12 protein-coding genes are annotated in these 13,009 nt (G+C 29.2%); 4 read left to right on the forward strand and 8 right to left on the reverse strand.

Annotation, left to right across the window (positions count from 1 at the left end; translation table 11 throughout):
• Window positions 1-15: 15 nt before the first annotated feature.
• The 3 genes from ACQ3F0_RS07040 to ACQ3F0_RS07050 all read right to left on the reverse strand — a co-directional run bounded on the left by ACQ3F0_RS07040 (window position 16) and on the right by ACQ3F0_RS07050 (window position 3,485).
• Entirely contained in the window at window positions 16-696 is a 681-nt protein-coding gene (locus ACQ3F0_RS07040; RefSeq protein ID WP_428864446.1) for an ABC transporter ATP-binding protein, read from the reverse strand.
• A complete protein-coding gene (locus ACQ3F0_RS07045; RefSeq protein WP_428864447.1) occupies window positions 696-2,339 on the reverse strand; it encodes an ABC transporter permease in 1,644 nt (547 codons plus the stop codon). The genes ACQ3F0_RS07040 and ACQ3F0_RS07045 overlap by 1 nt, the downstream gene beginning before the upstream one ends.
• A gap of 63 nt (window positions 2,340-2,402) precedes the next feature.
• Window positions 2,403-3,485, reverse strand: coding sequence for a Fe(3+) ABC transporter substrate-binding protein (locus tag ACQ3F0_RS07050; RefSeq protein ID WP_428864448.1), 1,083 nt, complete (start codon window positions 3,483-3,485; stop codon window positions 2,403-2,405).
• Window positions 3,486-3,674: 189 nt separating this feature from the next.
• Between ACQ3F0_RS07050 and ACQ3F0_RS07055 the strand changes: the two genes are divergently transcribed.
• The 3 genes from ACQ3F0_RS07055 to ACQ3F0_RS07065 all read left to right on the forward strand — a co-directional run bounded on the left by ACQ3F0_RS07055 (window position 3,675) and on the right by ACQ3F0_RS07065 (window position 5,747).
• On the forward strand, window positions 3,675-3,905 hold the full coding sequence (locus tag ACQ3F0_RS07055) for a hypothetical protein (RefSeq protein ID WP_428864449.1): 231 nt from the start codon (window positions 3,675-3,677) through the stop codon (window positions 3,903-3,905).
• Window positions 3,906-4,063: 158 nt separating this feature from the next.
• Complete coding sequence (locus ACQ3F0_RS07060; RefSeq protein ID WP_428864450.1) at window positions 4,064-4,954, forward strand: ABC transporter ATP-binding protein; 891 nt, start codon at window positions 4,064-4,066, stop codon at window positions 4,952-4,954.
• Window positions 4,947-5,747, forward strand: a complete 801-nt coding sequence (locus tag ACQ3F0_RS07065) for an ABC transporter permease subunit (RefSeq protein ID WP_428864451.1) — start codon at window positions 4,947-4,949, stop codon at window positions 5,745-5,747. Before ACQ3F0_RS07060 ends, ACQ3F0_RS07065 begins: the two co-directional genes overlap by 8 nt.
• 156 nt (window positions 5,748-5,903) lie before the next feature.
• On the opposite strand, the gene ACQ3F0_RS07070 is transcribed toward ACQ3F0_RS07065, so the two are convergent.
• From ACQ3F0_RS07070 to ACQ3F0_RS07090, 5 genes are all read right to left on the reverse strand, one after another.
• Entirely contained in the window at window positions 5,904-7,115 is a 1,212-nt protein-coding gene (locus ACQ3F0_RS07070) for a glycosyltransferase family 4 protein (RefSeq protein WP_428864452.1), read from the reverse strand.
• Window positions 7,116-7,199: 84 nt separating this feature from the next.
• Window positions 7,200-7,820: a PHP-associated domain-containing protein gene (locus tag ACQ3F0_RS07075; protein ID WP_428864453.1), complete on the reverse strand. Its 621-nt coding sequence runs from the start codon at window positions 7,818-7,820 to the stop codon at window positions 7,200-7,202.
• 26 nt (window positions 7,821-7,846) lie between these two features.
• Complete coding sequence (locus tag ACQ3F0_RS07080; RefSeq protein ID WP_428864454.1) at window positions 7,847-8,896, reverse strand: ABC transporter ATP-binding protein; 1,050 nt, start codon at window positions 8,894-8,896, stop codon at window positions 7,847-7,849.
• Window positions 8,880-10,565, reverse strand: a complete 1,686-nt coding sequence (locus ACQ3F0_RS07085) for an ABC transporter permease (RefSeq protein WP_428864455.1) — start codon at window positions 10,563-10,565, stop codon at window positions 8,880-8,882. The genes ACQ3F0_RS07080 and ACQ3F0_RS07085 overlap by 17 nt, the downstream gene beginning before the upstream one ends.
• A gap of 60 nt (window positions 10,566-10,625) precedes the next feature.
• The gene (locus tag ACQ3F0_RS07090) at window positions 10,626-11,717 is read right to left on the reverse strand and encodes an ABC transporter substrate-binding protein (RefSeq protein ID WP_428864456.1); all 1,092 of its coding nucleotides are present in this window, start codon (window positions 11,715-11,717) and stop codon (window positions 10,626-10,628) included.
• Between the two features lie 319 nt (window positions 11,718-12,036).
• Here ACQ3F0_RS07090 and ACQ3F0_RS07095 point away from each other — a divergent pair, with 319 nt between their 5' ends.
• Window positions 12,037-12,960: a hypothetical protein gene (locus ACQ3F0_RS07095; RefSeq protein WP_428864457.1), complete on the forward strand. Its 924-nt coding sequence runs from the start codon at window positions 12,037-12,039 to the stop codon at window positions 12,958-12,960.
• Window positions 12,961-13,009: the final 49 nt, after the last annotated feature.

Raw genomic sequence — 13,009 nt, forward strand, 5'->3', positions numbered from 1 at the left:
ATGTAAAACACTCCTCTACAGTAATATTTGATCAGGTTCTCCCTCTTTCTCAATCACTCCATCTTTCAACACTATTACTTTATCAGCAATAGCTAAAGAATCCTCTTTATCATGAGTAACAAAAATTGATGTTGTGCCTGTTTTTTTGATAATACTCTTTAATTCGTCTCTTATCTTTATTTGCAAATCAGCATCTAAATTACTAAAAGGTTCATCTAATAATAGTAAAGATGGTTTTGGAGCTAAGGCTCTAGCTAAAGCAACTCTTTGTTGTTGTCCTCCACTTAATTCATATGGATATCTATCGCCATACTCTTTAAGATTTACAAGCTTTAAAAATTCTTTCACTCTATTTTCTTTTTCTTTTTTGTTTAATTTTTTTAAGCCAAATTTTATATTTTGAGAAACAGTCATATGTGGAAACAGCGCATAATCTTGAAAAACCATTCCAATTCCTCTGTTTTCAGGTAAAATGAATTCCTTGTCATCAACTATAATTTTATTATCAATCTGAATTTTTCCTTCAATTGGTTCCTCTAATCCTGATACTAATCTAAGTACAGTGCTTTTTCCACTTCCACTTTGTCCAAGTATTGAAAGAATTTTTCCTGTTTCTATCTCTATGCTAAAATCTTTTATAGTATCTACTTTTGCATTCCTATACCTAAACCGCAAATTATCTATAACAACAGACATTACTTTTCCCCCTTATCTCCAGCTTTATAAAAGAAATATATCAATATTGTACTTACAATAATTATTATTAATGAAGATATTGCTGCTTCATGAATCATTTCATCATTTGCATACTCAAAAGACTTAGTTGCCAAAGTATTAAAGTTAAAAGGTCTAAGTATAAGAGTTAATGGTAATTCTTTAAGCACATCAACAAAAACCAAAAGAAAAGCACTTATTACTGCTGGCTTAATCATCTTCAAATCAACTTTAAAGAAAGTTTCAGTTATATTCATACCCAAAGTTCTAGATGCTTCAAAAAATTTATTCCCTATTTTAGCATATCCAGCTTCTATGGAATTATAACCAATTGCTAAAAATCTTATGATATATGCAAAAATCAGCATCACAATACTTGTACTCAATACTAATTTACCCGTATTGACATTAATCATTTTGTACAAAGAATAAAGTTTGTTATCCAATGCCACAAAGAAAACTATAACTCCTATTGCTATAACAGCACCTGGAATAGAATATCCAATAACAGTAATTTTAGAATAAATTTTTGTAATGACAGTATCCTTAATGCGACAATAATTTGAAATTACTATTGCCATAAATATTATAAGTACTGATGAAACAAATGCAATCCCTATTGAATTGGCTAAAAGAGTTAAGAATCTCGTATTCAATATTTTTCTATAGGTTAATGAAGCCCAATAAATTAATTGTAAAAGAGGAATTAAAAAACCTAAGGCAAAAATAGTAAAAGCATAAATTGAAAGAATCATACCCTTTGTTCCTTTCAATTTAATCCGTGTAATAGGTTTTACCTTGGCCGTTGTAAAACTATATTTTCTTCTTCCTCTTAGAAACTTTTCCAGTGCCAATAAACTAAATACTAAAATCATTAAAATTGCTGATAATTTTACAGCAGATTGGAGATCACCCATGGCAAACCATGTTTGAAATATAGCAGTACTAAAAGTGGGTACTCCAAAATATTTTACTACTCCATAATCATTCAATACTTCAAGTATCACTAGACTAGCTCCACCAATTATTGATACTCTAGAAATAGGTAAAACAACCATAAAGAAAATTTCAGTGTAACTTCTTCCAAGAACTCTTGCATTATCAATTAAGGAAGAAGACTGTTTTTCTAAAAATGATTTTGTAATTATATAAACATAAGGGAATAGAAAAACTGTAAATATAAATATAGCTCCCTTAGCATTCATAATATTAAAATACTTTTGATTAACTAATATCCCAAAATTATTTCTGAAAAAGCTTTGAATAACTCCTGTATAGTTTAATAAACCATGATAAGTATAGGCACCAATGTAAGCAGGTATCGCCATAGGTAATACCAATGCCCATCTATAAAATTTTCTAAGCGGAAAATCATAAACAGATATTATCCAAGCTAAGCTCGTTCCAATAAGTATTGTAAAAAAGGCAGTAAATACTATTAATATAAGAGAGTTTATAACATAGTCTTTCAATAAATACTGCTGTATATGCACCCAATTTTCATTTTGAGGAGTAAATATGTTTATAAAAACATTAATATTAGGGATGAGAATAAGCAAAATAAAGATAAAACTCCCTACACTCCATAGATTTATCTTTTTTCTTAACCCTCTAACTTTTATCACGGTTCACACTCCCTTTGTAACTCTAATATCAAAACAGCAGCCCATTTGGGCTGCATTACTATATTATTTCCAACCTACTTCATTAAATATTTTTACAGCTTCTGTATTATACTTCCCAAGTAAAGATAAATCTATATTTTGAGTTTTAAATTCACCCCAAGATTTTAATAATTCAGATGGTTCAACTTCTGGGTTTACCGGATATTCGTAATTTGCTTCAGCGAATACTTTTTGAGCTTCTGCACTCGTTAAATACTCCATTAATGCTATTGCATTCTCTGTATTATTTGCATGTTTAGTAACACCAATACCACTTACATTTATATGAGTACCATTTCCCTCTTGATCTGGGAAGAAAACTCCAACATTTTCTGCAACTTTAACTTCTTCTGGCTCTGAAGAATTAAGCATTTTGCCTACATAGTAAGTGTTCATTATAGCTAAATCCCCTTCTCCTGCAACAACTGCTGTTGCCTGAGCTCTATCGTTTCCTTGAGGATCTCTTGCCATATTATTAACCACTCCTTTAGCCCATGTTTTAGCAGACTCTTCACCATTTATTGCAATGAAAGATGCTAAAAGAGATTGGTTATAAATATTATTTGATGCTCTTACTAAAATTTTTCCATTCCATTTTTCGCTTGTTAAATCTTCATAAGTAGATAATTCTGAAGGGTTTACTCTATCTTTTGAGTAAACAATTACTCTACCTCTTACTGTTAACCCATACCATTCTTTATCTTCATCTCGTAGATTCTCAGGTACATTTTTTTCTAAAACTTCACTTGTAGATGATTGAAGTAAACCTGAATCTTTAGCTCTAAACAATCTTCCAGCATCAGCAGTAATTAATAGGTCTGCTTCAGTATCAGCACCTTCTCTTGCAAGTCTTTCAATCAACTCATCTGACTTACCAGTAACCACATTAACTTTGATTCCTGTTTCTTTTTCGAATAAATCAAATAACTCTTGGTCTGTATCATAATGCCTGTCTGTATATAAATTTACTTGTCCTTCTTTTTTAGTTACTTTTTCATCACTTTCTTCTTTCTTATTAGTAGGAGTATTTTTCGTACATCCTGCTATTAATAAAATTGATAAAACTAAAACTAAACTTATTGATACCTTTGATAATATTTTCTTCATTTGTGTTCCTCCCATTTTTTACTTTGTGTGTTTGATAATGAATCTCATTAACAATTATTATTGTAATTGAAAATCATTATCATGTCAATACTTTAACAAAGATTTATATTAGTAAATTAATCATAAACCTTTCTTATTATACCCCTCTATGGTATGATATAAACAAATATATTTCAAAAGGAGAATTCCATGATAAAATTTATAAACCAAATTCCTACATCAACCCTAGTTATACTGGCTCTTTTTATGCTTTTAACTCCATTCACACCTATGCCTCATATAGTAGAAAAAATGATTATGTTGAAAAATGGAAATTTGACAAAAGGAATCGATATATTTGATGTATTTTTTCATTTAATTCCAACTATTTTACTACTATTAAAATTATCAAGATTTAAAGCTGTAGAAAACAAGAAATAATTTATTGAAAATCAATGCACAAACATCCTATATTATTCCAAATTTGTATTTATAGATAACTAATTTCATTTATTACATTATATTTTCATTTTACAAAAAAAATCTATATAAGTATAATTTAATTACGGAAGGTTTAGTTAAGGATAGGAGGTACAAAAATGATTGATATAAATAACCTAACTCAAGTTTATCCAAGTGGTAAAGGAATATTTAATATTAATTTTAGTGTAAAAGAAGGCGAAGTCTTTGGTTATCTTGGTCCTAATGGTGCTGGAAAAACTACTACAATTAGAAATTTACTTGGTTTTGCTAATGCCACTGAAGGTCAAGCGGCAATAAACGGTCTTGATTGTCGCAAAGTAGCTAAAGAACTACAGAATATAATTGGATATTTACCAGGTGAAATGGCTTTATTTGAAAACATGACAGGTATGGAATTTTTGAAGTTTATGACTAATATGAGAAAAACAAAAGATACATTGAGAAGGGGAAAATTAATAGAAAAATTTGAATTAGATACACATGTTAAAATCAAAAGAATGTCTAAAGGAATGAAACAAAAGGTTGGCATTATCACCGCTTTTATGCATGACCCAAAAGTATACATTTTAGATGAGCCTACAAGTGGTTTAGATCCATTTATGCAAAATATTTTTATGGATCTAATACAAGAAGAGAAGAAAAGAGGAAAAACTATACTTATGTCTTCGCATTTACTAGAAGAGGTTCAAAAAAGTTGTGACCGCGCTGGAATTATTAGAGATGGTAGATTAGTAGCTATTGAAGACATGAATGCTCTCCATAAGATGAAAACTAAATCCTATATTATTTCTTTTGGAACTGAAACTGATACAAAAATACTTCTTAATAGTGCTTATGATACTCAAAAAATATCAAATAATAAAGTTCAAGTATCAGTTAAATACCCATTCCAAGATTTCTTTAGTTTGTTATCTAAATGTGATGTTAAAGAACTGGAACTAAAACATGAATCCTTAGAGGATGTATTTATGAAATACTATGGTAAGGATGGTGATACAGATGAATAAAACCTTATTCAAAACAAATATTAAATCAAATTGGGGTATTTTTGTATTTGTTGCAGGTATGCTATTAATATACGTTACAACAAGTATTGGTATGTTTGATCCTAAAAGTGCTGAATCAATGCAAGCTATGATGGAAATGTTGCCAGAAGGCATGATGAAAGCTTTTGGATTTGATGGACTTGGTACCGATTTAACTTCCTATTTAGCAGGTTATCTTTATGGTTTTATATTTCTTGTATTTCCATTAATATATACCTCATACTTAGCAAACAAGCTTGTGGCAAAACACGTTGATAGCGGCTCAATGGCATATTTATTAGCAACTCCAAATTCAAGAGTAGAGATTATTTTAACACAAGCATTATACTTAATTTCAAGCTTATTTGTAATGATATTTGTTGAATTAGCAATCCTTATTTCAACGGCAGAAGTTATGTTTCCAGGTCATTTAAAAATAGGTAAATTTTTATCCCTTAATATTCTAAACTTTTTAGTGTTAGTAGTAGTTGGAGGTATTAGCTTCTTATTTTCTTGTATATTTAACGAAACAAAAAATTCAATTGCCTTTGGAACAGGTATACCTATAGTTTTCTTTCTTATAAAAATGTTAAGTGAAATCAGTGATAAAATTAAATTTCTAAAGTATTTTAGTATTTACACTCTTGTTGATCCAAATAAAGTTATGAATGACGGTTTTTATACTACAATTGTGTGCTTAATCCTTATAAGTTCAGCAGTTATTCTATATGGAAGTTCAATTTATATTTTTAATAAAAAAAGTTTAGCTATATAATGGTTATTCCATAAAAAGTAATTTAGTTGAACTTCAACCACAATATATAGCGTCAGAACCCACCAATCTACGGTAGATATTATGGTCGATTTTAGTTCAATTTACTTTTTGTGGTTTAACCATATAATAAAAATTGTTATCAAAAAATGGAATAGGCTATAAAAAAACCTCTTCCATTTTTTTAGATAATCCATTCCATGTAAGGTGTGTTAAGTCAATTTCCTCATAATATTTTCTATTATTAATATGATTTATATATTCTTCAATTTCTTTCTTAATGCTGTTTTGAAAATTTGGCAGATCTTTTTCCAATGGAACATCAACCTTTTTTAATCTAGGTAAGGATAGATACTTTATTCTACCTGAAGTATTTATTTTATCTCCTAGCCATTGTCTTACACCGGGTATATCAGTAGTTATAACATATAAACCTGATGCTAAAGCTTCTATTAGAACAAGTGGTAATCCCTCGTAAAAGGAAGGAAGTATAAATATATCTGATTTTCTAAACTCTTCAGCCAACTTTTTTTGCGGTAAATTTCCCATAAACTCAATATCAAAAGGTGATTTTTTTGAAATATTATGTATCTCTTTATATTCCTCACCACTACCCATACCCGCTAAGCTCAATTTTATTTTGTTCTTTGGAATTTCTAGAGAAGAATATGCATTAATAAAAGGAATCAATCCTTTTGCATAAGATATTTTACCAGCATATATTATCTTTATTAAACCTCTCTTATTAGAACAATTATTACTATAAAAAATCGAATTATCATATCCACTACCCATAACATGAATACTCTTTTCATCTATATCAAAACATTCTTTAATATCATTTTTTTGCTCATCATGAAGAGCAAAGATAGCATCTAACTTTTTAATATTATCTTTTATAAAATCTTTCTTCAAATTTATAGATTTTATTTGTCTTAAATCTGTACCATGACATACACCAATAATCTTTTTATCTTTAATAATTGAAGCAGCAAGTGCTGTTACAAGATAAAGGTGATGACTTATTATTATATCTGGATCAAATTTTCTCACAGCTTCCATTATTCTCACTCTAAATTCTCTAATAAAGCATTCTAACATATTTTCATCTAAATCCCTATATCTAGTACTTTCATAGGGCATTACATCACTCATTCCAACAACAGGAAAAGTTACCTGTTTTGAATTAAAATATACTGTATATTCTTCCAAAGGCATTTTAGTATCAACATCTACTTTTTCATTCTTAGAAATTCCTGAGACAATAGCTTGTTTATATCCTTTTTCATCAAACTCTTTTATAATATTTCTTGCATATATGCCACTTCCAGTTTGAAAAGGTTTTTGAGCAGTAATATGAAGAATTTTCATCTTTTGTATCACCTCATATGTATTATTACTTTTAATAATTGTAACAACCTAATAAGAAAAAAGCAATGGTACTAGCAGTTAATGCTACTTTACCATCGCTTGTTTTAATCCTTCCATATTCTTTAGTTCTACTCTCCCCAGTTTTATAGCCTTTATTAATTCCTTCTCATTAGTAATGTAGTCAATGAACTTTGTTGAATATTTCCCTATATTTTCAACCTTGTGTGAATCACTCCCCCCAGCACAAGAGATATTTAATTCTTTTGCTAATTCATAAGCCCTTGAGTTATTTTCATAAGTTGTATTCCCATTAAGTACTTCTATGGCTGATAAGCCTTTTAAATTTTTGATTTCATTTCCAAGACCTCTTCCATTGTTTCTAAAAGGATGGGCTGCTATTGTAACTCCACCTTTCTCATTAACTAAATCAATCAATTCCTGAGCATGAATCCTTTTTTCTGGCACTTTATCTAATCCAAAACAAAGGATATCACCTTCATAAGTATACACTTCTACTCCAACTATAACTAAAATTCCATATTTTTCTTCTAGTTCTTTTGCAAAACTTGCTGCATTTCTATTATCATGATCAGTAATACAAATTCCATCTAAACCAATTTCTTTAGCTTTTTTTATACCTTCTTCCATATTAATATGACTGCAGGGTGAATATTCTTTTGTATGAAAATGAATATCTATAATCACAAAATCCCTCTTTCTTAAATTAATCATTAATTATACATTATATAAACTGATTCCTCATCAAAATCAACATAAACAATATCATCTATCTCTAATGATTTTCTATTTCGCTTATTAAAAATATCTACTACTACTTCTTGTCCTAAAATTCCCATTTTACATCTACTAATTATTCCAAGATTTTCTTTCCATTTAACAAGAGCTTTAACACTTTTTTCACTGTCACTTATTATAAATTCTTCAGGTCTTAATAAAACAGTTACCTTATCCTTTTTAAATTCCTTAGGGATTTCAATTTCTAACTTTCTTCCTAACAAATCTATCATTGCTTTACTATTATTTCTGTTTTGTAAATTACAAGAAAATAAATTTGCCTTTCCAACAAAATTTGCAACAAAAGAGTTGGCAGGACTATAATATAAATCATCTGGTTTTGCAATCTGCTGAATTCTTCCTTTATTCATAACTATTATTCTATCAGCTATTGCTAAAGCCTCGCCTTGGTCATGAGTAACATACACACTTGTAATTCCAATTTCTTTTTGAATCTTTTTAATCTCTTCTCTCATAGTAACCCTTAATTTTTCATCTAAATTACTAAGAGGTTCATCAAACAATAATACATTAGGTTCTACAACTAATGCCCTAGCTAGAGCTACTCTTTGTTTTTGACCTCCACTTAATTGATTTATAGACCTTTTTTCAAAACCATCTAGCTCAACTCGTTTTAGTGCTAATCTTACCTTATCCGTTATTTTAGTTTTTGGTAACTTCCTAACTTTAAGACCATACCCAATATTCTGCTCTACATTTAGATGTGGAAATAATGCATAGTTTTGAAAAACCATTGCTGTATTTCTTTTTTGAGCAGACCAATTACTTATATCTTCTCCATTAAAATATATTTCTCCATCATCATTAGAAATAAGACCAGCAATAATACGAAGTAAAGTTGTTTTCCCACATCCTGATGGTCCAAGTAATGCAATTAACTCTCCTTGCTTTAAATCCAAAGAAACATTATCTACAGCTACTGAATCTTTATATTTCTTAGTTATATTTTTAAGAATTATATCCAACTTTATCTACTCTCCTTAATTTACGCCATATGGAACTACCATTTATAATTAAATAGAAAAATCCAAGCAGTATTAAACTTAAAAATGATAATAATAGGGACATTGCTGCTGCTTCCCCCATTACACTACTAGTTATTATTTGAAATATTTGCTGAACAGCTACCTTGTTCTTTGGCAATAGTAGAAATATTATAGCCCCAAGCGTAGTCATGGTAGTAGCAAAATTCTTAAAGAATGCAGTGAAAAATGCATCCTTCATTAAAGGCATCATTATAGTAAAAAAAGTTCTAATTTCACCTGCACCTAAATTATAAGAAGCTTTTTCAATATCAAGATTCAAATGTTTAAGCAAAGCATATCCTGCTCGCAATCCAATATTTAAGTACCTTGCTATACAAATTAAATAAATAATAATTCCAGTTCCAAGTAAAATTAATGGCCTAGAGTCCTTAAAGATAAATCGTCCAACTCCTAAAATAGGATACTTAAAAGTAACTAGATATCCTATGCCAAATAATATTCCTGGAACTGCAGCAGGTATAACTGCCATAAAATCCACCAAGGATTTCATAAAAAGGTTTTTGCTATGTAATAAATAAGATAGTAAAACTCCCATAAATGAGGCAATTAATGCAACAAAAAAAGCTAATTTCACGCTGTTTACAAAAGGATATAGATTTCTATTGAAAATTGATATAAAATGCGAAAGTGTAAAAGTATAATTATATCCCCATTGCTTTGTAAATGCACCAATTATTATAAATATATATTTTAAGAATACAAATCCTATAAAAATTGCTGTTATAAAAACTAAACTATATTTAGTAAAAGGTTTTATCTCGTTGTACTCAATGTCATCTAAACTTAAATTATCAGTAAAATAAACTTTTCTTTGAACATAGTATCTCTGTATAATAAATGCAAAAATACATGGAATCAGAAGAAATACTCCTGATATAGTAGCGGTTTCCATGTCATACAACCCGGTAATTTGGATATATAAATCTGATGCTAAGGTCTGAAAATTTCCTCCAATAATTAACGGAGTACTAAAATCAGCCATAGAAGCCAAAAATACTAATAGAGCTGCACTAGAAATTTCCGGAATCATTAAAGGTAATGTAACTGTGTAAAGTATACTTGACTCAGACGCTCCTAAATTACGTGCAGCTTCTTCTAAAGATATATCTATTTTTTTGATTGAGCTAGAAATTAATATGTATGCCAATGAACCCAATCCTAATGTTTGTATAAAAACTATTCCCTGCCATCCATAGGGGCTAATATTTAATCCTAAAAATTTATGAGTTATAAGTCCATTCCTACCAAAAAGCATTATAAATGCAATACTCCCTACAAATGGAGGATTGATAAGCGGAAGCAATGCTAAAACTTTTAGAATTCTACGCCCTTTAAATTTTATACGATTTAAAGTAAAGGATACAATAAGTCCGAAAGTAATAGCCAATATAGTTGTTAAAAGTGAAACTGCTAAACTATCTTTAAGATATGACATTGATCTTATAAAATCATTATAAGTAATCCCTATACTGTTACCAGAGGTAATCCCTTGCCATATCACACTTATTATTGGCAAAAATGCAAAATAAACTATAAATACAATCAACAAAGAGTATATTACATTAATAAATAGATTGTTTTTTTTCAATTTTATTCTCTCCTAAAGTAGAATAAAGCTGGCAAATAACTCTACCAGCTCTTATATAAATTACTCTACATGTTTTTTCCATTCTTCTATAGTTGCATCACGTTTTTCAGCATTTGCTTGGAAATCAGACATGAATAATTCTATCTCCTTGATATCTACTATACCTTCAGGTTTTTCTATATCAGTACGTGCTACAGCTGCATTACGAACATTTGCTATAGTTTCCATACCTGTTTTTGATAGTAACCAATCCACAAAAACTTTAGCAGCATCCAGATTCTTTGTCCCTTCTACTATTGCTACGGGTTGTGGCCACCAACCTGTTCCATCCTTAGGATAAACTAATTTAATATGAGCATTATTCTCTTCTAATTCTCTATCACCATTACTTGCATTAATACCAACAATAGCTTCTCCATTAACAACTAAACGTGCTGGATCACTTCCTCTTGCAGTAAAGAAAGGAACTTGCTCTATAAGACTGTCTAAATATTTCCAACCTTCTTCGTCCCCTTTTGTTTCTAATACAGAACTTACTACATTATAAGCAGTTCCAGAAGATGCTGGATTTGACATTGATACTTGTCCTTTAAGACCTTCTTGTAAAAGATCTTCCCATTTCTCTGGCATTTTCAATCCTTTTTCTTCAATTAATTGTTTATTTACTACCCAGTTAACTAATGTTAAAGATGTTCCGTGCCAATAACCATCTTTATCTTTCATAACATCTTCTAAAATTTCACCTTGTGGAGATTTATATGCAACTAACAGACCATTTTGCGCTGCATTGATAAATGTATCCGCTCCTCCAGTAAACCATATGTCTGCAATAGCTACTCCTGCTTCCTTTTCATTTTGTAATCTTTGCAGTATCTCACCATTTTTCATAGTTAAATTTTCTATTTTTATTCCAGTATCCTCTTGGAACTTGTCTAAAACAGGACGAATACTATCGGTTACACCATACATGTTCAAAGTTACATCCTTCATTGCTTCAGCATCATAGTATTCTGAAGACCATCCTAAATCCTCATTTGCGCTTGTTCCAGATGAATTATCTTGTTTTTCTGTAAAATTATCTTTCTTTTGTCCACATCCTGCAAAAGAAAAAATCATGAGCCCGATCATTAATGTAGTAATAATTCTTTTCATTTGTAATCCTCCTAAACTCTCTCTCTATTATTTGCTTGTTAGATTATAACACAATCAAATATTATAAAATACAATTATAAATATATTTAATAGGTCATATGGTAATTATTAATATTTTCTATTCATATTTCCATTTTGTCTAATTTGAATTCACAAATACATAAATTGTAATCGTTTTGTAACCTATTTGTTAGCTATTTGTAACTTTTACTTTTACATTCTAGTATATATTATATTTGGTGATGTAATTTTCATCCATATAATATACTTAAATTGAATAATTTCAGTATAAATACTATAAGTATAGGAGCTGTTAAATATGAAAAAAATAAAAATACTAATTGCTGTACTTGCAATTTCAGTTATGACTATTTGTTATATCAATCTGAAATCTAAAAATACTATTAGTTCAAAAAATGTGTCTATTGCCACAACATCAGAAAAAACTCAATACGATTTTGAAGACTATTTTGATCTGATAGGTCTAAACAAAGAAAATCTATTAGCTAAAATAGATGAAACACCCATATCCCTTGATGAAAATTTCCAAAGCTTTTCCAGGGAAACTTTTGGGTTAGGATTTCCAGAATTACAAGTAAGCGTATGGTTTGAGAATTTTGGTGATGGACCCGTAGACCAAGTATACATATATAATAAAAATATTGATATAAATGGAGTGAAAATTGGAAATAAGATAAGCAAGTTTAAAAAAGCATTTGAAAAGTCATTACCATCAGCTGAAAATTCACCATATGCGAACTTCGAATATAAAAATAAACTTATATCGGTATACTATAATATAAAAACAGAAGAGACTTATGGTGTATATGTTATGGAAAAATCTAAGATTGAAAGTAGCTATATTGAATATAAAGATAATAGATATGAAGTTGCAGGAATCAATGATCCTATTGAGTTCCAAAAAGTTTTTAATACTGTAAAAGAACTTGTGTCAAACGGAGATAAAGAAAGGGTAGCTGAATATATATTATATCCTTTAAATGTATATGCTTCTGCGGATAAACCTACATTAAAAATTGAAAATAAAGAAGAATTCATAAAAAACTATGATAAAATCTTTAATGAACAAGTCAAAACGGCACTTGCTAATCAAAAAGTTGAAGAAACATTCGTTAATTACCAAGGTGTTATGGTGAAAAATGGTGAGATATGGTTTGGTGCTATATCAGCTAATAACTCATCTCCTCAACAATATAAAATTATTGCAATAAATCATATATAAAAACTAATAGAAATAAATAAAATTATTGGCACTAATATTTTCTTGACTA

It is taken from the genome of Clostridium sediminicola (genome assembly GCF_050402865.1).
GTDB lineage: Bacteria > Bacillota > Clostridia > Clostridiales > Clostridiaceae > Clostridium_AF > Clostridium_AF sediminicola.

Coding starts and splice junctions, on each gene's coding strand:
- ACQ3F0_RS07040 (WP_428864446.1), bottom strand. CDS start 696: ATGTCTGTTGTTATAGATAATTTGCGGTTTAGGTATAGGAATGCAAAA.
- ACQ3F0_RS07050 (WP_428864448.1), bottom strand. CDS start 3,485: ATGAAGAAAATATTATCAAAGGTATCAATAAGTTTAGTTTTAGTTTTA.
- ACQ3F0_RS07055 (WP_428864449.1), top strand. CDS start 3,675: ATGATAAAATTTATAAACCAAATTCCTACATCAACCCTAGTTATACTG.
- ACQ3F0_RS07060 (WP_428864450.1), top strand. CDS start 4,064: ATGATTGATATAAATAACCTAACTCAAGTTTATCCAAGTGGTAAAGGA.
- ACQ3F0_RS07065 (WP_428864451.1), top strand. CDS start 4,947: ATGAATAAAACCTTATTCAAAACAAATATTAAATCAAATTGGGGTATT.
- ACQ3F0_RS07070 (WP_428864452.1), bottom strand. CDS start 7,115: ATGAAAATTCTTCATATTACTGCTCAAAAACCTTTTCAAACTGGAAGT.
- ACQ3F0_RS07090 (WP_428864456.1), bottom strand. CDS start 11,717: ATGAAAAGAATTATTACTACATTAATGATCGGGCTCATGATTTTTTCT.
- ACQ3F0_RS07095 (WP_428864457.1), top strand. CDS start 12,037: ATGAAAAAAATAAAAATACTAATTGCTGTACTTGCAATTTCAGTTATG.